Origin of the sequence: Pseudomonas sp. TMW22089, from assembly GCF_022496645.1 — a bacterium.
In the GTDB taxonomy this organism is placed as follows: domain Bacteria; phylum Pseudomonadota; class Gammaproteobacteria; order Pseudomonadales; family Pseudomonadaceae; genus Aquipseudomonas; species Aquipseudomonas paraversuta.
The window spans coordinates 76,240-97,325 of record NZ_SCFG01000013.1 but is presented as its reverse complement, the minus strand read 5'-3'; the positions used below and the strand labels follow the sequence as shown (position 1 = coordinate 97,325).

15 protein-coding genes are annotated in these 21,086 nt (G+C 62.6%); 8 read left to right on the top strand and 7 right to left on the bottom strand.

What is annotated here, in order from left to right; all coding sequences use genetic code 11:
• Positions 1-8: 8 nt before the first annotated feature.
• Together EQV90_RS14130 and araD1 are read right to left on the bottom strand one after the other, a co-directional pair.
• Positions 9-1,328 (bottom strand): MFS transporter, encoded by a 1,320-nt coding sequence (locus EQV90_RS14130; RefSeq protein ID WP_010656116.1) that lies wholly within the window; start codon positions 1,326-1,328, stop codon positions 9-11.
• 65 nt (positions 1,329-1,393) lie between these two features.
• On the bottom strand, positions 1,394-2,392 hold the full coding sequence (araD1, locus tag EQV90_RS14125; RefSeq protein WP_010656115.1) for an AraD1 family protein: 999 nt from the start codon (positions 2,390-2,392) through the stop codon (positions 1,394-1,396).
• A 128-nt stretch (positions 2,393-2,520) separates the two neighbouring features.
• On the opposite strand from araD1, the gene EQV90_RS14120 reads away from it, so the two are divergent.
• The gene (locus EQV90_RS14120) at positions 2,521-3,438 is read left to right on the top strand and encodes a LysR family transcriptional regulator (RefSeq protein WP_003447511.1); all 918 of its coding nucleotides are present in this window, start codon (positions 2,521-2,523) and stop codon (positions 3,436-3,438) included.
• A 257-nt stretch (positions 3,439-3,695) separates the two neighbouring features.
• Here EQV90_RS14120 and EQV90_RS14115 read toward each other — a convergent pair whose 3' ends face one another.
• On the bottom strand, positions 3,696-4,319 hold the full coding sequence (locus EQV90_RS14115) for a TetR/AcrR family transcriptional regulator (protein WP_240878269.1): 624 nt from the start codon (positions 4,317-4,319) through the stop codon (positions 3,696-3,698).
• Between the two features lie 119 nt (positions 4,320-4,438).
• On the opposite strand from EQV90_RS14115, the gene EQV90_RS14110 reads away from it, so the two are divergent.
• Positions 4,439-5,635 (top strand): MFS transporter, encoded by a 1,197-nt coding sequence (locus EQV90_RS14110; RefSeq protein WP_010656113.1) that lies wholly within the window; start codon positions 4,439-4,441, stop codon positions 5,633-5,635.
• Between the two features lie 180 nt (positions 5,636-5,815).
• On the opposite strand, the gene EQV90_RS14105 is transcribed toward EQV90_RS14110, so the two are convergent.
• Entirely contained in the window at positions 5,816-6,676 is an 861-nt protein-coding gene (locus EQV90_RS14105; RefSeq protein WP_240878267.1) for an IclR family transcriptional regulator, read from the bottom strand.
• A 613-nt stretch (positions 6,677-7,289) separates the two neighbouring features.
• Between EQV90_RS14105 and EQV90_RS14100 the strand changes: the two genes are divergently transcribed.
• From EQV90_RS14100 to EQV90_RS14075, 6 genes are all read left to right on the top strand, one after another.
• A complete protein-coding gene (locus tag EQV90_RS14100; protein WP_010656112.1) occupies positions 7,290-8,342 on the top strand; it encodes an NADP(H)-dependent aldo-keto reductase in 1,053 nt (350 codons plus the stop codon).
• Positions 8,343-8,623: 281 nt separating this feature from the next.
• Positions 8,624-10,309 carry an ABC transporter substrate-binding protein gene (locus EQV90_RS14095; RefSeq protein ID WP_240878265.1) on the top strand — a complete coding sequence of 562 codons (1,686 nt, stop codon included), beginning with the start codon at positions 8,624-8,626 and terminating at the stop codon, positions 10,307-10,309.
• Between the two features lie 13 nt (positions 10,310-10,322).
• Positions 10,323-11,303: an ABC transporter permease gene (locus tag EQV90_RS14090; RefSeq protein ID WP_003447522.1), complete on the top strand. Its 981-nt coding sequence runs from the start codon at positions 10,323-10,325 to the stop codon at positions 11,301-11,303.
• On the top strand, positions 11,300-12,163 hold the full coding sequence (locus tag EQV90_RS14085) for an ABC transporter permease (protein WP_003447523.1): 864 nt from the start codon (positions 11,300-11,302) through the stop codon (positions 12,161-12,163). The genes EQV90_RS14090 and EQV90_RS14085 overlap by 4 nt, the downstream gene beginning before the upstream one ends.
• Positions 12,160-13,872: an ABC transporter ATP-binding protein gene (locus EQV90_RS14080; RefSeq protein ID WP_240878264.1), complete on the top strand. Its 1,713-nt coding sequence runs from the start codon at positions 12,160-12,162 to the stop codon at positions 13,870-13,872. Before EQV90_RS14085 ends, EQV90_RS14080 begins: the two co-directional genes overlap by 4 nt.
• 24 nt (positions 13,873-13,896) lie before the next feature.
• A complete protein-coding gene (locus tag EQV90_RS14075; RefSeq protein WP_127196730.1) occupies positions 13,897-15,105 on the top strand; it encodes an acyl-CoA dehydrogenase family protein in 1,209 nt (402 codons plus the stop codon).
• Between the two features lie 58 nt (positions 15,106-15,163).
• On the opposite strand, the gene EQV90_RS14070 is transcribed toward EQV90_RS14075, so the two are convergent.
• The 3 genes from EQV90_RS14070 to EQV90_RS14060 are packed head-to-tail and all read right to left on the bottom strand — an operon-like array spanning position 15,164 to position 20,928.
• Positions 15,164-16,567, bottom strand: a complete 1,404-nt coding sequence (locus EQV90_RS14070) for an efflux transporter outer membrane subunit (protein WP_240878263.1) — start codon at positions 16,565-16,567, stop codon at positions 15,164-15,166.
• Positions 16,551-17,717, bottom strand: a complete 1,167-nt coding sequence (locus EQV90_RS14065; protein ID WP_240878262.1) for an efflux RND transporter periplasmic adaptor subunit — start codon at positions 17,715-17,717, stop codon at positions 16,551-16,553. Before EQV90_RS14065 ends, EQV90_RS14070 begins: the two co-directional genes overlap by 17 nt.
• Positions 17,707-20,928, bottom strand: coding sequence for an efflux RND transporter permease subunit (locus EQV90_RS14060; RefSeq protein WP_240878261.1), 3,222 nt, complete (start codon positions 20,926-20,928; stop codon positions 17,707-17,709). Before EQV90_RS14060 ends, EQV90_RS14065 begins: the two co-directional genes overlap by 11 nt.
• Between the last annotated feature and the right edge of the window lie 158 nt (positions 20,929-21,086).

The window sequence follows — 21,086 nt, the reverse complement described above, 5'->3', positions numbered from 1 at the left end:
GCAGTGGCTCAGGCCAGTCCGCGTTCACGGTAGTCAATGAGGGAAGAAAACAGCATCAGGCCGAACGCCATGACCACAAAGAAGATCAGCGCCAGGAAATACGAACCGGTGAACTGCACGATCAGGCCGATCAGGATGGGCACGATAACCCCGACCATATTGCCGCAGAAGTTCATGCTGCCACCCAGTACTCCGGCTTTGGATTTGCCCCCCAGAATGGCCGGCAGGCACCAGTACATACCGCACCAGCGGATAAAAAACAGCGCCACACAGAGCAGGGAAATGACGGTGACGGCGTCCGGGGTGTAAGCCACCAGCAGGATGCACAGCGCGGCAATGGCCGCCGAACCGCCGAACATGCAACGCATCACCTTGTTGGGCGCGCCGCCTGCGTCTTTCCATTTGTCCGCCAGCCAGCCGCCAAAGATTTCACCGATAAAACCGCACATGAAAATCAGGAACGTGGCGCCGCCCATGGCCTTGATATCCAGGTTGTGGGCCTTGTGCAGATAGCTCGGCATCCAGGTCAACAGGCCGTAGAACACGCTGTTGTAGCAGGCATACCCGGCAAACATGGCCAGCACCGAGCGGCTTTTGAGCAGGTCCTTGAGAATGGCCTTGCGTTCGCCGTGGGTGCGGGCCGCTTCGGCATTGGCGTCGGTGATGTAAGCCAGTTCGGCCGCGTTGACCTTGGGGTGCTCGGCCGGGCTGTTGCGGATGTACCACCAGGCCCAGACGCCGACGATCATGGTGCCGACCCCGGCAATCACGAACGCAATCCGCCAGGAGTCAAACCAGGTAATCAGCCCGGCGATGATGATGGCGCCGAACGCGGTTCCCAGAGGGGCTCCGCCGTCCACCAGGGTCGCGCCGCGTCCACGTTCGTTAGGCGTTAGCCAAGCGCCGTTCAACTTGGCGCCGGCGGGCATGATCGGTGATTCGGCAACGCCCAGGCCGATACGGGTGGCCAGTAGCGTGATCCAGCTGTGGGCACCACCGGCAATGGCTTGAAAAAAGCCCCAGCCCACGGTGGCAACACCGACGATATTGCGCACTTGAAAGCGGTCCAGCAGCATCCCGCCGGGGATCTGCATTAATGCGTACGACCAAAAAAACGCACTGAGCATCAAGCCTTCCAGGGCCGGCGTCATTTCAAACTCGGCGGAAATCAGCGGCATCGCCACCGACAGCGAAGCGCGGTCGATGTAGTTGATCGCCGACAACAGCAGCAGGATCAGGAATATGCGCCAGCGCACGGTGGTTGGACGCGACGCATCCGCGTGATCGGCCAGCGTGGACGACGCAGGCGCTGAAGTTTTGAGGTTCATACGTGTCTCGATTTTTATATTTTTTATCAAGCGAGGCGGGTCTTTTGGCAGACCCGCAAAGCGATTTACAGTGGTTTTACCTTGCCGGCGGGCAGCTCGGCAGCACCGGCCTGGATACCATTGACCAAAGGCTCGCCAAACTCGGCCATGCTGATTTCGAACCGGTCGCCTTCACGGGTCTGAATCTGGTCGGCAAAGGACAGGGTGGCGGTGCCGAAGAAGTGCACATGCACATCGCCGGGGCGCAGGAATTGCGCATATTTGAAGTGATGGTATTCAAGGTTTTCAAGGCTGTGGCACATGTTGTCCTCACCGCTCAGAAACTCTTTTTCCCAGATCACCTCGTCGCCCCGCAGGATGCGGCTCATCCCGCTCAGATGACGTGGTAGCTCACCGACCCGCAGTTCCGGGCCGTAGCTGCAGTTACGCAACTTGGAGTGGGCCAGGTACAGGTAATTGCGGCGCTCCATGACGTGGTCGGAAAATTCGTTGCCCAGGGCAAAACCGACGCGGTACGGCTTGGCGTCTTCGCCGATCACATACAGGCCGGTCAACTCGGGCTCTTCGCCGGCATCCTCGGCGAATGGCGGCGTGTCAAAGGCCGCGCCGGGGCGAACCACAATCGATCCGTCGCCCTTGTAGAACCACTCGGGCTGGACCCCCGGGGTGCCCGCAGGCGGGCGTCCGCCTTCGATGCCCCACTGGAAAATCCGTGCGGTATCGGTCATGGCGGCCTGCTCGCCGGCGTTTTTCTGGTGCATTTTGTCGCGGGTCGAAGCGCTGCCCAGATGGGTCAGGCCCGTGCCGCTGACCAGGCAATGGGCCGGGTCCTGGTGATCGAGCGGCGGCAAGACCCGGCCTTCGAGCAAAGTCTGGCGATAACTGTAGGGACTTGGCTCGGTGCCGCGTTCCAGCACCTCTTCCACCAGGCCGTGGCCCTTGGCAATGGCGCTGAGCGCCAGCTCCCGGGTAGTGTCGGTGGCGCGCACCACATGGATTTCATCGCCTTCAATAACACCGACCTGTCGTGTGCCACGGGTGGTTTCAAACTGGATTAAACGCATGGAGTGAGCTCTTCGCAGGTTATTTTTATCGCGAGCCGTAACGGCTCTTCTGGGGCTCACTTTAATTTTTGTCAGAGATGCTGCCTAATGACAGATGCTGATTGAGCGATAACCATTAGTCATCCCCTATGCTGCCATCCCTCACCACCATCATTTCCCGCCTGCGCCTCAAGCAACTGCGTTTGCTGATTGCCCTGGACGAACACGGCTCCCTGCACAAGGCGGCCGAATCCGTGGCGATCACCCAGCCCGGTGCGACCAAGGCGTTGCATGAAATCGAATCGACCCTGGGTTCAACCCTGTTCGAGCGCACGACCAAAGGTCTGACCCCCAACGACCTTGGGCGCTGCGTGATTCGTTATGCGCGGCTGATCCACACTGACGTGGCGCATTTGCGTGAAGAAATGCTCGGCATCATGCAGGGCCACGGGGGTCGCCTGTCGGTGGGGGTGATCATGGGCGCAGTGCCGGCACTGGTGGAGTGCCTGGCGCGTTTGCGGGCCAAACAGCCGCAGCTGTCGGTGGAGATTGTCGAAGACACCAGCGCCCGCTTGCTGCTACTGCTGGATGAAGGGCGGCTGGACCTTGCCCTTTGTCGCACCAGCGTCAGCCGGCACCCGGCGGCATATGACTGCCACCTGCGGGATCAGGAACCGCTGGTGGTGGTCGCCAGCCCCCGCCATCGGTTTGCCGGTCGCGCATCCCTGGAGTTGAGTGATCTGGCTGATTCGGCGTGGGTGGTGTTCCCGGTCAACATGCCGATGCGCCTGACCCTGGAGCGCGAGTTCAGAGAGGCGGGGCTGAACTTCCCGACCTACCCGATTGAAACCTCATCCACCTTCACCACGCTCTCGTTATTGCTGCAAGACCCGGATCTGGTCGCCGTGATGCCGGTGGATGTGGCGCAGATGGCGGTTACCCACGGCATGCTGGTGCATTTGCCGCTAGAGCTGAAATCCCGCAGCGAGCCTTACGAAATCGTCACCCGCCACGGCATCTCGCTCACGCCGGCAGCTCAGTTGCTGGTGGACCAGCTGGCCTTGTAGGAGCGCCATCTGCAGACCAGCCCCTGTAGGAGCGAGCTTGCCTCGCGATAGAGCAATGTCAGCGCCGGATGCATAGACTGACTCACCGCCATCGCTGGCAAGCCAGCTCCCACAGGGTGGTAGCGGTTGCATCCCACCCATCCCACCGTAGGAGCGAGCTTGCTCGCGAGCTGTTGGCGATTCGAAATACCGCACTGAAAAGCTCGCGAGCAAGCTCGCTCCTACAGGGTGTCCGGGCCAGAGATGAGCGAGCCCTTTCAATCCGCCATGTAGCTGCGCATGGCATCCCAGGCGCTCATTACCTGAGTAATGGCAGCCTCCATCACGCCATGGGCTACGCCATCTCTGGCCAGGGTTGTAAGCCCCAGCAAAAAGCTTTCAAACACCGTGGCCAGGGCGACGGGACTGGTTTGTGCCAGCAACTCGCCCGAGGCAATGCCGCGCTCCACACAGGCAACAAACCCGGCCCGGTTGCGCGCCCGGGCTGCGGCGAGCGGGGCGCAAATGGCGATGGCTTCAGCCGAGCTGGCACTCATAAGTCCCAACGCCACCAGACAACCCCGGGGGTGGCCATCCTCGCATTGCATTCTGGCGGAGCCACGCAATGTCCTTTCAATTGCCTCGCGGGCAGGCAACTGCAGGTCAAACAGGCATTCGGTGACCTGGCCATGGGTGTTCAGGTAGCGCTCCATTACTTCCTTGAACAAGGCTTCCTTGGAGCCGAAGGCCGCGTAAAAACTGGGCGCGGAGATGCCGGAGCCGATGCTCGCCTTGAGCTGGCTGAGTGAAGTCGAGTCGTAGCCGTGCTCCCAGAACAGGTGCATGGCCTGGGTGATTGCCGCATCCCGGTCAAACGTACGCGGGCGTCCCATCTGTGCCATTGGAGTCTCCTCGGTAACAGGACTTAAATACTATTCGATACAAAAGTCGTTGACCATTGTTCTTTCCCGTGACTACATATGTACTCATCGATACATAACTAACAAGGCTGGAACAAGCGATGGCGGCAGCACAACACAACACTGAACGATTACCCATGGGGGCACTGCTCGCGCTGGCCATGACCGGCTTCATTTGTATCGTGACCGAGACCTTGCCAGCGGGTTTGCTGGCACAAATCAGCAGCGGTCTGCAGGTTTCATCTTCACTGGCAGGGCAGATGGTCACGGTGTATGCGCTGGGATCCCTGCTGGCCGCCATCCCGCTGACCATTGCTACCCAGGGCTGGCGTCGGCGCAATGTGCTGCTGTTGACGATTGTCGGCTTTTTGCTGTTCAACTCGATTACCGCCTGGTCTTCCAGCTATGGCGTGACCCTGGTTGCGCGCTTTTTTGCCGGTGCCTCTGCAGGTCTGGCCTGGAGCCTGCTGGCGGGGTATGCCCGGCGCATGGTGGCACCGCACCTGCAGGGGCGGGCGATGGCAGTGGCCATGGTCGGCACGCCGATCGCGCTCTCGCTCGGCGTACCCTTGGGCACATGGTTGGGGGCAATGGTGGGCTGGCGCACGGCCTTTGGCCTGATGTCGGGTCTGACCCTGGTGCTGATGGTCTGGGTTCTGGTCAAGGTGCCCGATTATCCGGGGCAGTCGGCATCGCAGCGCACCGGTCTGCGGCAGGTGCTGCTGACGCCGGGGGTGCGCTCTGTGCTTGGGGTGGTGATGACCTGGATGCTGGCGCACAACATTCTCTACACCTACATCGCACCTTTCGTGGCGCCGGCAGGTCTGGGCAATGACGTCGATATCGTGCTGCTGGTATTCGGTCTTGCGGCGCTGGTGGGGATCTGGCTCACCGGCAGGCTGGTGGATCGGCACTTGCGCAAAGCGGTGCTGGCAAGCCTTGGAACATTCGCTGCGATCGCGCTGGTATTTGGTTTTTTTGCTCAATCAGTGGCGGTGATATACACCGGCGTGCTGGTGTGGGGCTTATCGTTTGGCGGTGCTGCCACCTTGCTGCAAACCGCATTGGCGGACTCTGCAGGCGAGGGCGCCGATGTTGCGCTGTCATTGAACGTGGTGGTCTGGAACAGCGCCATCGCGATCGGCGCACTGACCGGTGGCGTGTTGCTGGATCAGGTCGGGGTTGGCATCTTTCCCTGGGTATTGCTGGTGCTGTTGCTGGCGGGACTGTGGATTGTTTTCAGCGCCCGTAACCACGGCTTTCCCGAAGGTCAGCGGCAATTGCCAGACTTATCGTAGCCCTCCGATGATAATCGCTGCGTGACCGGACGCAGCCTGCGCCAACGGCTACAAAATGCGCGGATTGTGTAGTCGCTGACCATGAACCAGGCTGCGATAAGGGCCCCAGGGCCTTCAGTTGCGGGGCCTGCTGCGCAGTCCATCGCCGCCTGGTGCCTGGTCAGCGACCACTGGCCCCGATCAGTAAATCCCCAGCATGCCCTCGATGCTGCGCACCATCGATACCAGCCTTGGCCCGATATCGTTTTTAAGTTGCCCCTCATTCAACATAAAGGCCGAAACCCCGCAGTTGAATACCAGGATTTCGCCATCCGGCATGGGCCGCATCGGCACCGCAACCGCATGGATCTCACGCCGCAGATCACCATAGGACACGCAAAATCCGCGCTGGTTATATTCCTGCACACTCTCTTCGATGCGGGTCTGGAACATCTTCCAGTCGTCAGGGGTTTTGACTTTGATTTCGTTGAGCAATGCCGTGCGCTCTTCCCGTGAAGAGGCAGCAATCAATGCCCGCCCCATGGCCGTGCGCACAATCGGATAGCTCAAGCCAACATCCGGTGGATGGCTCATGGGCGCTGCACTGCGGCTGCTTTCCAGATACACCACGCTGAGCCGGTCACGAATGCCAAGGGAAACCGAACCGCGAATATGATCGGCCATCTCTTTCATGAAAGGCCGGGCGATTTGCCGGATGTTGAGGCTGGCGAGCAACGGATAGCCCAGGGATAAAACAGCCGAACCCAACTGGTATTTATTGTTCAGCCGATTGATCCGCAAATAGCCCAGGCGCACCAGGGTGTAGGTGAAACGCGAGATTGTCGCTTTCGCCATACCGGTGCGTGACGCCAGTTCGGCATTGCCCAGTTGCGTGTCCCGCGGGGTAAAGCAATGCAGGATCTCCAGGCCGCGGGCCAGGGTCGCGGCAAATTGCCGGTCATCCGCGAACTCATCCGCCACGTTGGTGTATGGCGCGTGCCGCCATCGTCCTCTGCTCAATAGCACCCCGGTGACAGCCCCCGGGGTGCTGGCGGTTGCCACGGTGACAGGAGTTTCGTTGCTGGCCTGTATGGTCGGGGTGACTTCAATGCTGGCGGGTTACCCACCGTAGGAGCGAGCTGGCCTCGCGATAGAGCAATGTCAGCGCCGGATGCATAGACCGACCCACCGTCATCGCTGGCAAGCCAGCTCCTACAGGGTGGTAGCAGTTGTCCTGAATATCCCACCCGCTCCACTGTAGGAGCGAGCTTGCCTCGCGATGGCGCAATGTCATTGCCGGATGCATAGACCGACTCACCGCCATCGCTGGCAAGCCAGCTCCCACAGGGTGGTAGCGGTTGTCCTGAATATCCCGCCCGCTCCACTGTAGGAGCGAGCTTGCCTCGCGATGGCGCAATGTCATTGCCGGATGCATTGACTGACTCACCGCCATCGCTGGCAAGCCAGCTCCCACAGGGTGGTAGCGGTTGCATCCCACCCACCCACCTCACCGTAGGAGCGAGCTTGCTCGCGAGCTGTTGCTGTTTAAAAAGCAATCTGTCCGGCCTTCAACCATCCTGGGCGTTCATTGGGCCCGGGGACACGGGCTTGTGCTACGTGGCATGCTAGCTGCAAGGATCCGCCTGCGTTTTAAACCTCAATCAAAGGATTACCCATGCGTTATCGCCAACTGGGCAGAAGTGACATCAAGGTCAGCGTCATCGGGCTTGGGACCATGACCTGGGGCCATCAAAACAGCGAAAGCGATGCCCACCAGCAGATCGAGCTGGCGCTGGCTGAAGGCGTCAATCTGATCGACACCGCCGAGATGTATCCCACCCCGACCCATGCCGATACCTGGCGCACCACTGAACGCTACATCGGCAGCTGGCTGGCCCGCAGCGGCCGTCGCGCCGATGTGGTCCTGGCGAGTAAAATTGCCGGCCCGGCCCGTGAACCCGGCGGGCAGTTGCACATTCGTGACGGCCTGACCCGGCACGACCGGCGCAATATTGTCGAAGCGCTGGACGGCAGTCTCAAGCGTCTGAACACCGACTATCTGGACCTCTATCAACTGCACTGGCCGGACCGGGCGACCAATTTTTTCGGCCAGCGTGAATACCCCTATGCCGAAGACAACCAGAGCGTGGCCATTGAAGAAACCCTGTCGGTACTGGCCGAGCAGGTCAAGGCCGGCAAGATCCGCCACATTGGCGTGTCCAATGAAACCCCCTGGGGTGTGGCTGAGTTCATCAAGCAGAGCGAGCGTCTGGGCTTGCCGCGTATTGTCAGCGTGCAAAACCCCTACAGCTTGCTCAGCCGCCTGTATGAGGGCGGGCTCTCGGAGTTCAGCCATCGCGAAGGCGTAGGGCTGCTGGCGTATTCGCCCCTGGCCTTCGGTTCGCTGACCGGCAAATACCTGGGCGGTGCGCGTCCCGAGGGCTCGCGCCTGGCAGCGGTGTACCGCACCTTCAACCGCTATGACGGCCCGGCGGTGGACCAGGCCGTCAATGGCTACCTTGAGATCGCCAGACAACACAACCTGAGCCCGGCGCAACTGGCCCTGGCTTATGTCATCAACAAACCTTTTGTGGCCAGTGCACTGACCGGCCAGACCAGCCTGGCCCAGTTGCGCGAAAACCTCGGCGCGCTGCACCTGACCCTCGATCCAGACATCCTGGCCCAGATCGAGGCTGTCCATCAGCGCACACCCAACCCGGCGCCTTAGAAGTACGGCACCTGCGATGGACAGCGCCGCAGGCCCCATGGATGACGGGCCTGCGGCTCTTATCGCAGCCTCGTGCGTCGTCAGCGACTGCACAAGAGATATAGGTTTTTCCTGGCCGTTGCCGCAGCTGACGTTCGGCAACTGTTGGCCCACCAACAGTGACCGCACACAGTGTTGGTTTTTACCCCGCGTCCCCCCGCGCATTACCCCTGTTTACTGGCCGAAAAACCCGGCATGCCTTGTGCAATAGCCCTGTTCCCGGACTTTAGGCAGTAAGCCCCATGCTCGAACGCTCACCCCATCTGCGATCTCAAGGCAGACGATCCAGGTCGCTGCTCAAACGTACACCCCTCATCGGTTTTGCTGCACTGTGCAGTCTGCTGGTCGGCTGCGGCCCGGATACCTCCACGGTCGCGCGCAGTGACAAGCCGGTCAGCGGCGGCACGCTGGTGTACGCCACTGACCGCGAACCCACTTGCCTGGACCCCCATGTCAGCGGGGACATGCCTCAGGTGTTTATCGGCCAGCAGTATCTCGACTCGCTGGTATCGATGGACGAGCAGGGGCAAATAGGTCCGTGGCTGGCCAAGGGCTGGGAGGTGTCGGCCGACGGCCTGGTGTACACCTTCCATCTGCGCAATGACGTGCACTTCACCGACGGCACGCCGTTCAACGCGGCAGCGGTCAAGGCCAACCTGGACCACATGGCCAATCCGAAAACCCAGTCCAGTACCGCCGGTGGTTATATCCGCCAGTACCGCAGCACCGAGGTGCTCGATGACTACACGGCAGTGGTGCATCTGGCCACACCTTATGCCGCGTTTCTGGAGGTGCTGGCCCAAGGCTTTCTGGGCATTGAATCGCCTACGGCATTGCTGCGCTCCCGTGACCAGAACTGTGAAAGCCCGGTGGGCAGCGGCCCGTTCAAGATCGTCAAATGGGACCGCCAGAACCAGGTCGAACTGGTACGCAACCCGGATTACAACTGGGCGCCACCCACCGCCAGGCATCAGGGCCCGGCATGGCTGGAGCGCATTGTGTGGAAGTTCATCCAGGAGCCATCGGTGCGTTTTGCCTCGTTGCAGGCAGGCGAGGTCGACGTGATCGAGGCGCTGCCGCCCGAGTCCCATGAGGCGGCGCGGCGCAATCCGGACCTGACCATGCTGGTCGCCCTGCGTCCGGGCAACCCCACCAACGGCACGCTGAATATCACCCGCGCACCCTTCGATAATCTGAAGGTGCGTGAAGCCTTTGTGCGCAGCGCCGATGTCGAGGGCGCGCTGAAAAGCGTGTACTTCAATGAATTCCCCCGGGCCGGTGGCGCGCTGAGTTCGGCCACGCGCTTTTACAGTCCGGACTTCGAACATGCCCAGGATTACGATCAGGGCCGGGCCGCGCAGCTGCTGGATGAAAGTGGCTGGACCGGGCGCGACGCCGAGGGTTATCGCACCCGTGACGGCAAGCGCCTGCAGGTGCATGTGGTGATTGGCAACCGCACGCCACCCTCGGAACTGACGCTGTGGGAGCAGGTCCAGGCCACCACACGCAAGGCCGGGTTCGAGTTGCTGGTGGAGCAGATGAGCGATGTCCAGGCCACCCAGCGTCAGGCCGACTGGGACTACGACATCCGGGTGGGCTACTGGAACACCAACAGCGCAGACGTGCTGCGCATTGTGTTCGGCTCGGAGTTCGTGCAGCCGGCAGGCGTCGGTGGCTACCACCAGAACACCGCAGGGTTCGCCAGCCCGCAGTTTGACGCAATCAACCAGCAAGCCCTGGCCACCCAGGACCCCGAGCAGCGTCGAGCCCTGTACTACCAGACCCAGCAGATTGCTTCGCAGCAATACCTGCAACTGACCACCTACCCGCAAAGCTCGCGTCTGGGGATCTACAAGACCACCCAGGGCGTGCGTCTGGAGCCTTCGCTGGCGGTGACTTACCTGTATGACGCCTGGGTGAACAAATGAGAGGGGTAAACCAATGAGCGCAATCACATACTCCAATGCGCGGCACGAACGTCTGGCCCGGCTGGCCCGTCGTGCAACATGGCGTCTGGCAGGCGGGGTGCTGGTGCTGTGGGCCGTCGCGACCCTGACCTTCTTCGCTTTGCACCTGATGCCGGGTGATCCGGTGCTGGCCATTCTTGGCGGCGCCAGTGGCAACCCGACCGCAGAGACCATTGCTCAAGCCACCCGTGAGTTTGGTCTGGACAAGCCGTTGGCGGTTCAATATGCGCTGTACCTGGGGCGTCTGTTGCAAGGCGACCTGGGGATGTCCTACTCCCAGCACTTACCGGTCACGCAGGTGCTCGCCGAGCAATCCTGGGCGACCTTGCAGCTTACCTTCAGCGCCCTGGCGCTGGCCTGGCTGCTGGTCCTGGCGCTGACCGTGCTCACCGCCGGCCGTGGCCGCTGGGTGTCCAGCCTGGCCTCGCTGGCCGAAACCCTGGCCGCTGCCTTGCCGCACTTCTGGCTGGGTATTTTGCTGCTGGCGGTGTTCGCCTTCGGCCTGCGCTGGTTCCCCCCGGCCGGTAGCGATGGCTGGCGCACCCTGGTATTGCCGGCGGTGGCACTGGCCATTCCGCTGGCCGGTTTTATCGCCCAGGTCACCCGTGAATCCCTTGAACTGACACTGGAACAACCCTTTGTCCTGACTGCCCGCACCCGGGGTCTGAGCGACACCGCCGTGCGCTTCAAGCACGCCCTGCGCCATGCGGTGTTGCCCGGTATTTCATTGTCTGGCTGGGCCATCGGCGCGCTGATCAGCGGCGCGGTGGTGATTGAAGTGATCTTTTCGCGCAAGGGCCTGGGCCGCCAGTTGTATCAGGCAGTGCAGGCGCAGGACTTGCCGCTGACCATCGGCATCAGTCTGGCTGTGGCCGCCGTCTATGTGCTGGCCAACATTGTGATCGATCTGCTGTACCTGTGGATCGATCCCCGGCAACAGGGGAAAACAGCATGAGTGAACTGACTTTCGAAACCACGCTGCCCGCTGTCCGGGTTCAGCGCACAGCGTCCCGGCTGCGTCCCGGCCCCTTGCTGGCCGTAACCTTCCTGGCCTTTCTGATCATCGCGGCGCTGGCGCCGCAACTGTTTGCCCACAGCGATCCATTGGCGATTGTTCCCCACGATGCCTTTCACCCGCCGGGCTGGGCGCACTGGTTCGGCACCGATCAATCGGGGCGGGATATTTTCTCGCGGGTTATCTACGGCACCCGCCAGTCCTTGTTCATCGGCCTGGCCGCCACGGCACTGGCCATGGGCATTGCGATTGTCCTGGGCTTGCTGGGTGGCCTGGGCGGCGCCTATCTGGATCGCGGTGTCGGCTGGCTGCTGGAGATTCTGTTTGCCTTCCCCAGTCTGGTGCTGGCGCTGCTGTTCGTGGCGATCTTTGGCAGTGGCGTCGGTCCGTTGATCGTCGCCACCGGGCTGGGCGGGGCACCGGGCTATGCGCGCATGGTGCGCGGTCAAGTACTGGCGGTGCGTAACGCCGGCTACATCGAAGCCGCCGTGGCCCTGGGGCATCCGACACGGCGGATCATCCTGCGCCAGCTGTTGCCCAATGCCATGCGCCCACTGATCGTGACCCTGACCATGGGCGTCGGTCAGGCCATTGTCTGGGCCTCGGCCCTGAGCTTTCTGGGGCTGGGCGCGCCGCCGCCCGCGCCGGAGTGGGGGACCATGCTGTCGATGGGGCGTGACTTTGTTGCCAATGCCTGGTGGCTGACCTTCTTCCCCGGGCTGTTCATCGTACTGACCACGCTCTCGACCACGGTCGCGGGCCGCTATCTGCAACAACGTCTGGAGGGACGCCTGTCATGAGTGACAAACACTTGATCGTTGAAGGCCTGTCCATCGAATTCGACGGCCAGACCGTGGTGCACAACCTGTCGTTTACCCTGGCCCCGGGCAAGACCCTGGCCCTGGTCGGTGAGTCCGGTTCCGGCAAGAGCGTGACTGCCCGCAGCCTGATTGGCCTGGCGGGCGCCGGTGCGCGGGTGACTGCGCGCACTCTGAGTTATGGCGGGCAGGATCTGCTGGGGTTGTCCGAGCGCGGCTGGCGTCGACTGCGGGGCAAGGGCATCGGTTTCGTGCTGCAGGATGCGCTGGTGTCCCTTGACCCCTTGCGGCCAGTGGGCAAGGAAATCCTTGAAGTGCTCAAGGCCCACAACTGGGGCGATCGTCGCAGCCGCGCCGAGCGGGTGATCGAGTTGCTGGATAAAGTCGGAGTGCCGCAGCCCCGGTTGCGCGCCCGGCAACGTCCCGATCAACTGTCCGGTGGCCTGCGTCAGCGGGCGCTGATTGCCAGTGCGCTGGCGCTGAGTCCGGGGCTGGTAATCGCCGATGAACCGACCACCGCACTGGATGCCACGGTGCAGGCGCAGATCCTTGAAGTGCTGCAGGAAATCAAGGCCCGCGGCGACTCGTTGCTGATCATCAGCCATGACCTTGCGGTGGTGGCGCAGCTGGCGGATGAAGTGCTGGTGCTGCGCCACGGCGTAACGGTGGAGCAGAGGCCAATGCAGCAGGTGTTGCGCAACCCGCGCCACCCTTACACCCGCGCCTTGCTGGATGCGGTACCTGCCGAACATGCGCGGGGTACGCGCCTGTCGCCGGGGCAGCCGGCAGTGGGCGGGCAGCCCCGTCCGGCGGCTGACTCGCCGTTGCTGCTCAGGGCCAGCGGGCTGGGCAAGGCTTATGTCGGCCCCGATCATCAATCGCGGCAAGTGGTTGATGGCGTCAGTTTTGAACTGCGGGCCGGGCGTACTCTGGGCATCGTCGGCGAGTCCGGCTCGGGCAAGACCACTGTCGCGCGCATGGTGCTGGGGCTGCTGGAACCGGATGCGGGACGGGTCGAGTTTCTCGGTCAGCCGTGGACGGCGGCGGGCAGCCAGCGGGTCACGGAAAAACAGCGGCGCCTGCATCGACGGGATATCAGCGTCATTTATCAGGACCCCCTCAGCTCGTTCGACCCGCGCTGGAGTGTTGCCCGAATCCTTGCCGACGCCCTGGATGTAGCAGGGTTCGAGGCCGGGCAACAGGCTGTACGCATCCGCCAGTTGCTGGAGCAGGTGCGCTTGCCGGCCGACCTGGCCACCCGCCGCCCGTTGCAATTGTCGGGTGGTCAGCGCCAGCGGGTGGCGATCGCCCGGGCCATTGCCAGTAACCCGAAAGTGATTATCTGCGATGAACCGGTATCGGCCCTGGACGTATCGGTACAGGCCCAGGTGCTCGACCTGCTGGCGGACCTGCAGGCCAGCCTGGGGCTGGCGTATCTGTTTATTTCCCACGACCTGGGGGTGATCCGCCATGTCAGCGACGAAGTGCTGGTGATGCGTCACGGCAAGGTCGTGGAAAGCGCCGCAGTCGAGGCGCTGTTTGACAACCCACAGCATGAATACACCCGTCGCCTGCTGGGGGCCGTACCGCGTCTGCCCGGTGCCCAAGTGCAACTGGTGGTGCCGCCGCTGGAAGCAGAGAACAGCGCGTGGCTGTTTGATGAATCACAGCTTTGGAAAATCGCCATTTAAGCGTCATCAACCCAAGGAACTGCCATGAGTAAGCTGTTTGCTGTAACCGAACGTCCCGTTGCTACGGTGGCAGAACTCAATGCCCGTGCCGACCGCCTGTTGCCGGAGATCGGCCAGGGCGCGGCATTGCGCGAACGCGACCGGCTGCTGCCGTTTGAGGCGGTGGCGCAGATTGCCAAAGCCGGCTTTTTTAGCGCCAGAATTCCGGTCCGCTATGGCGGCAGTGGCGGCTCGGTGAAAGAGGTCATCGGTTTATTGATCCGTATCGCGGCGGTGGACTCCAACGTTGCTCAGGCATTGCGTCCCGGCTTCGGTTTTGTCGAAGGGTTGCTGGCGTCCCGGGCGGATGATGCCGAAGGCGAGCGCGAACGCTGGTTCGAGCGCTACCTGCAGGGCGCGGTGATCGGCAATGCGGGCTGGGAAGTCGGTGGCGCCAACGGCTCGATCAGCGCCCGGATAGTGCGTGACGGCGAGCATTACCGGGCCACGGGCAACAAGTACTACAGCACCGGTTCGTTATATGCCGACTGGGTCAGCGCGGTGGCGCTGGACGAAAACGATCAGCCGGTGTCGTTCATCTTGCCGCGTAACCGTCAGGGGCTTGAGCTGCTGGACGATTTTGACTCCATGGGCCAGCGCCTGACGGCCAGCGGTACTACCCGCCTGAACAACGTACAGGTGCTGGCGCAAGAGATTCGCACCCGGACCGTGGAGGAGGGCAAGCGCACCATCGTCACGCCATTTTTGCAATTGTTCCTGGCGGCGGTGCAGGCGGGTATTGCGCGCAATGCCTTGAATGATGCGGTGGCGTTTGCCAATGAGCATGCGCGGCCGATCAAGCACAGCAGCGCCAACCGTTCGGTGGACGACCCTTACGTGGAGCTGAGCGTGGGGGACATCTCGGCCCGGGCTTTCACGGCCGAGGCGGTGGTGCTGCGTGCGGCTGAGGCCATAGACCGGGCGTGGGCAGGGGATCTTGATCCGCTGTTGGTAGACCGGGCGGCGGTGGACGTGGCGCAGGCGCAATATATTGCTGCGGAGTCTGCGCTCAAGGCGGCGGAGCTGGTATTCGACGTGGGCGGGGCCTCGACCACGGGGCGGGCGCACAACCTTGACCGGCACTGGCGCAATGCCCGCACTGTGGCCAACCACAACCCCCGGCAGTGGAAAGCCGCGGCGGTGGGGGCCTGGCAACTCAAAGGCACCCCACCCCCGACCTCCGGGTTGTTCTGATCAAGGTCTGTGGACAGGGCCGTGGGCTGTTACGCCGACTGCGTCGTCGAGCGCAGGCTCAGCCCCCTCCCAGTGCCGTCAACAATCCCACGCTGGCCTGCAACTGCCGGGTGCGCAGGGCTTGTACCGCGCGCTGGGCCTGCAACGCCGCGGTCTGCGCCGTGACTACATCCAGGTAACTCACGGCTCCGGCTTCATAACTGTTGGTGGCCAGCGCCCGGGTGTGCTCGGCGGCATTGGCCGCCGCCTGTTGGTCCAGACCTTGCTGCCTCAGGTCGCGCAACTGCGCCAGGTTGTCTTCGACCTCGCGCACCGCATGCAGCACCTGGCTGCGGTAGTGTGCCGAGGCTTCTTCGAATTCGGACCTGGCCTGGCGCTCCTCGGCATTCAGTCGCCCGCCATCAAAAATCGGCAGGTTGACCAGCGGCCCCAAGGCCCAGAAACGATTGCTCGCGGCCAGTAAATTACCGCTGCCCTGGGTTTGTCCGCCCAGTAGTCCGGTCAGGCTGAAGTCAGGGTACCAGGCGGCTTTGGCCACGCCGATTTGCGCATTGGCGGCAAACACCCGCCGTTCCGCCGCGGCGATATCGGGCCGGCGCTGCAACAGGGTGCTGGGCAAGGCGCCCGGTTGCGCCGGCAGGCTCAGGGTCTGCTTGCCGGCCGGCAATTCAAAGTTGCTGGCCGGTTCGCCCAGCAGTTCGCCAATGGCGTGTTCGGTGAGGTTGCGCTGGCCGCGCACATCGTCCAGTTGGGCCTCGGCTTCGGCCAGCTGGCTCTGGGCGCGGGTCAGGTCAAGTTCGGATGAAATCTGCCCCTGATAGCGGGCGCGGGTCAGTTGCAGGGCCTGGCTGTAATCATCCAGCGAACTGGAGAGAATGCGCTGCTGCGCATCCAGCCCGTCAAGCTGCACATACAGGCTGGCAAGCTGGCGCTGCAAGCTCAGGCGAGCCACGGCCAGGTCATCTGCCGAGGCCTGAGCCCGGGCATCGCCCGCCGCCACCTGGTTGCGGATTTTACCCCACAGGTCGAGATCGAAATTCAGCGCAAAGCCTGCGGTATTGCTGTTGTATACCGCTGGCTGGTCGGAACCGCGCAGAGGCCGACTGTCCGACTGGCGCTGGCGCAGCGGTTGCCCGCTGGCGGTTATTTGCGGCAATAGCCCGGCATGCAGCTGGCTGGCATAGGCCTGGGCACCCTGGTAATGGGCCAGGGCTGCCGCCAGGTCCGGGTTGGTCTTGAGCAGGCGCTGCTGCAGTGCATTCAGGCGCTCGTCGTGATACAGCCGCCACCACTGGGGTGACAGTTGATCGGCCGGTTGCGCGCTGTGCCACGGGTTGTCGCTGCTCTGTTCGCGATAGTGCTGTGGCAGGTCCAGTTGCGGCGGCCTGTAGGCCGGTGCCAGCGAGCAGCCCTGCAACGCCAGGGCCAGCAACAGGGCGCCGCGTTTAAGCTTTGGCTGCATGGGCGGCTCCTGCATCGGCAAGTTTCACCGGGTCACCTTCGCGCAGGGCGTCGGGCGGGTTGTCGATCACGGTGTCGGCAGGTTTGAGCCCTTGATCAATCACCAGCCGGTCACCCAGATCCAGGCCGATATGGATGTTTTGCATGTGCACATGCCGGGCGCTGTCGAGCACCGCCACCTGGGTGCCCTGGGCACGGAAGATCAAGGCACTGGCCGGAATGCTGACGCCATGGGTGTCGGGTGGGATCGCCAGGGTTGCCTCGGCGTAATCCCCGGGCATCAGCACATCGCCGGGGTTTGGCGCGACAAACTGTGCCATCAGGGTGCCCGAGCGCTGATCAATGGCGGCCGAATTGCCGATCAGTTTCGCGCTGAAAGTCTGCCCCGGATGCTCCGGCACGCTGAGCTGCACCGGCATGCCCGGACGAATCACGCTGGCGTAGTTCTGTGGCACCGGCACGTACAGGCGCAGCTGATGGGTATCGGCGATGTCGAACAGCTCGGTGTCGCTGTCGGTATCGGCCTTGATCAGTTGGCCGATGTCGGTATGGCGCGCGGTGATGGTCCCGGCAAAGGGCGCGCGAATGGTCTTGTAGTCTTCCAGGCTGGACAGGCGCGCGTAGTCAGCTTCGGCGGCCTGGGCACTGGCCCTGGCGGCGGCAGCGTTGGAGGTTTTCTCGTCCGCCTCCTGGCGTGAGACCGAGTGGCTGGCCAGCAGGTTTTGCCAGCGCGACGCGGTGGTGGCAGCCAGTCTGGCATTGGCCTGCTCTTGCAGCATGTGGGCCCGGGTCTGCGCCAGTTGCTGATCCAGGTCGGGGCTATCAATGACCGCCAGCACCTGTCCGGCGGTGACCTTGCTGCCAATATCGCTGTGCCAGCTTTTCAGGTAGCCGCTGACCCGGGCATGGATCGAGGCCTTGCTCCAGGCTTCCAGATGCGCGGGCAAACGCAGGGTGTCGCCATGGGCGTTCTGCAGCGGCTGGAACACGCTGACCACTGGCAGGGCGGCTACTTCGGTCCAGTTGGCAACCTCATGCTCGTGGCGGCTGCGGGCCGCCAGACCATTGGCCACCAGCAACGCGGCCAGGGTCAGGCCACCGATACCCAGGTACATCAAGCGCTTGGGCGAAGGTTTTGGATCAGACGACATGGGTGGTTTCTCCAGCTGCAGAGCGATTTTTTTCACGACCGTGCACCAGGCTGAACACCACGGGCACGAACAACAAAGTGGCAACAGTGGCCAGCATCAGGCCGCCAATCACAGCGCGGCCCAGCGGGGCGTTCTGTTCTTCGGAGAGGGCCAGCGGCAGCATGCCGATCATCATTGCCAGGGCAGTCATGCACACCGGCCGGAACCGGGTGTAGCCCGCTTCGAGCGCAGCCTTGAGGGCGTCGCCATGTTCCGCCAGGCGCTCGCGGCAGAAACTCACCACCAGAATCGAGTTGGCAGTGGCCACCCCCATGCACAGGATGGCCCCGGTCAGGGCCGGCACCGACAAGGAGGTGCCACTGAGGAACAGCATCCAGACGATCCCGGCCAGGGCGGCGGGCAGAGCGGTGATGATCACGAACGGGTCCAGCCACGACTGGAAGTTGACCACGATCAGCAGGTAGATCAGCACCACCGCCCCCAGCAGGCCCAGGCTCAAACCGCTGAAGGCTTCATGCAGCGCGTCGATCTGGCCGTGCAGGGTGATGGTGGCGCCTTTGGGACGCAGGTCCGAGGCGCCATCAATCACTTTTTGCACATCGGCGGCCACCGAGCCCAAATCGCGGCCCTGAATGTTGGCGTACAGATCCAGGGTTGGCTCGATGTTGTAATGGGTGACCACCGCCGGGCTCTCGCCCCGGGTGATGGTCGCCAGCCCGCCAAGGATTTGTGACTGGCCGCTGCTGCCGGTGACCGGCAAGGCCTCCAGCGAGGGCAGGCTGTCCAGCCGGTATTGCGGGGTCGCGGCCACTACCCCGTAAGACACGCCGTTCTGCGGGTTGAGCCAGAAAGTCGGTGCCACCTGGGAACTGCCCGCCAGTGAGGCCACCATGCTGTTGGTAACGTCACGTTCGGTGATCCCCAGGCCATTGGCCCGCAGCCGGTCAACCTTGACTTGCAGGGACGGGTAGCCGACCGATTGCTGAATCCGCAGATCGGCTATCCCCGGCACATGTTGCAGGCGCCGTTGCAGCTCCAGGGCATAGGTGCGATTGGCGGCGTCGTCGCGGCCGGAGACTTTCACGTCCAGCGCAGCCGGAGCACCGAAGTTGAGGATCTGGGTGCTGATATCGGCCGGCATAAAGGCAAACTGGCTGCCGGGGAAACTCTCGGGCAGGGCTTCACGCAAGCGTTTCACATAGTCGGCGGTCGGGCTGTGGTCGGCTTTGAGGGTGACTTGAATATCGCCATCCTGGGGGCCGATGGTGCCGCTGCTGCTGTAGGCCATGTCGATGCCGCTCAACGGAATCCCGATGTTGTCGATGATGGTGTCCAGCTGGTCGGCGGGGATGATTTCACGAATGCGCGATTCGATCCGGTCGAAGGCCGCCGCGCTTTCTTCAATGCGCGTACCCAGCGGCAGGCGCACATGCAGGGCCAGTGCCCCGGCATCGGTGGCCGGGAAGAAGTCCTGGCCCAGACTCGGCAGCAACACGAACGACGCCAGCACACAGGCCATGAAACCGGACAAAAAGCCTTTGCGATGGGCCAAAGCCAATTCCAGCACGCCGTAGTACCCATCGCGCACGGCCGAGAAGCGCCGTTCGAACCCTTGCTGAAAACTCAGCAGCGCCCGCACCGCTGCGCAATGTTGTGGGGTGTGCCGGTCGCCCTCGTGATGGTTGATGTAGCCATCTTCGGGGTGATGGCCCGGGCCTTGCTCCGCAACATGGGGTTTGAGCAGGAACATCGCCAGGGTTGGCACCAGGGTGCGCGACAGAATGAAGGACGAGCCCATGGCGAAAATCACCGACAGCGCCATCGGCCGGAACAGGTAGCCGGCAATCCCCTGCAACATGAACATCGGCACAAACACGATGCAGATACACAGCAGCGAAACGAATGCCGGGCCGACGATCTGCCTGGCGCCATCGAGAATCGCATCACGTACCGACTTGCCTTGTTCAAGGTGCCAGTTGATGTTCTCGATGGTCACCGTGGCATCGTCCACCAGAATCCCCACCGCCAACGCCAGCCCCCCGAGGGTCATGACGTTCAGGGTTTGCCCGCTGAGGGCCAGCAGGGCAATGGCCGAGAGCACCGCCAGCGGGATCGACACGGCAATGATCAGGGTCGAGCGCCAGCTGCCGAGGAACAGCAGAATCATCGCACTGGTGAGCAGGGCGGCGATGATCCCTTCCTGGGCCACACTGCCCACCGACTGTTTGACGAATACCGACGCATCGCCCAGCAGGGATGTCTTGAGTGAAGGAGGCAAGGTTTCGTTGATTCGCGGCAGCATCGAGCGGATGCCGTCGACAATCGACAGGGTCGAGATATTGCCGTTCTTCAAGGCCGGCATCAGTACTGCCCGTTGCCCGTCCACCCGCACGATGTTGGTTTGTGGCGGCGAACCGTCACGCACGTGGGCCACCTGGCCGATGGTAATCAGGGCGCCATTGACGGTCTTGATCGGCAAGTCATTGAGTTCGTCGATGGCTTTGGGGCTGTTGTTGAGCAACACCGTGTATTCATAGGTGCCGAGCTTGGCGGTGCCCACCGGGATGATCTGGTTCTGCGCCGCCAGTGCGTTGCCCACGTCCTGGGCCGACAAGCCCTTGGCTGCCAGAGCCTGGGGGTCGAGGTCGAGGGTGATCTGCCGCTGTTTACCGCCCATGGGGGTCGGCATGGCCAGACCGGGCAGTGAGCTCAGGGGCAGGCGGATGTTGTTCTGCACCAGATCGCGGATTTTGGCTTCCGAGAGCGTGGGGCTGGAAAACGCCAATTGCAGGATCGGCACCGTGGAGGCGCTGTAGTTCAGAATCAGCGGCGGGGTGATCCCCGGCGGCATCTGTTTGAGTACGGTTTGAGATACCGCAGTCACCTGGGCATTGGCGGTGCGGATATCGACGCCGGGCTGGAAGAAAATCTTCACGATGCCCATGCCGGGCAAAGACTGCGACTCGATGTGTTCGATGTCGTTGACCGTGGTACTGAGCGAGCGCTCGTAGGTGTAAATCACCCGGCCGGCCATATCTGCCGGTGCCAGGCCGGTGTATTGCCAGACGACGGCGACCACCGGAATACCAATGTCGGGAAATACATCAGTGGGCGTGCGCAGAGCTGCCAGCGGCCCGATGATGCAGATGAAAATCGCCAGCACGATAAACGTGTAGGGCTTGTGCAGTGCGGTCTTTACCAGCCCGAGCATGCCTGAACCTCCGAGGAGTGGAATTGCAAACCTCGGCAGTCTTACCGCCGGATCTTAACGATCCGCTTTCAGCCAGGTGAAGGATCCTTTAGGAAAGAGCTGAAAATCCCTTCACTTTCATTCATTTGGCGCAACACACGCTGAGTCGCAAGCTTGAG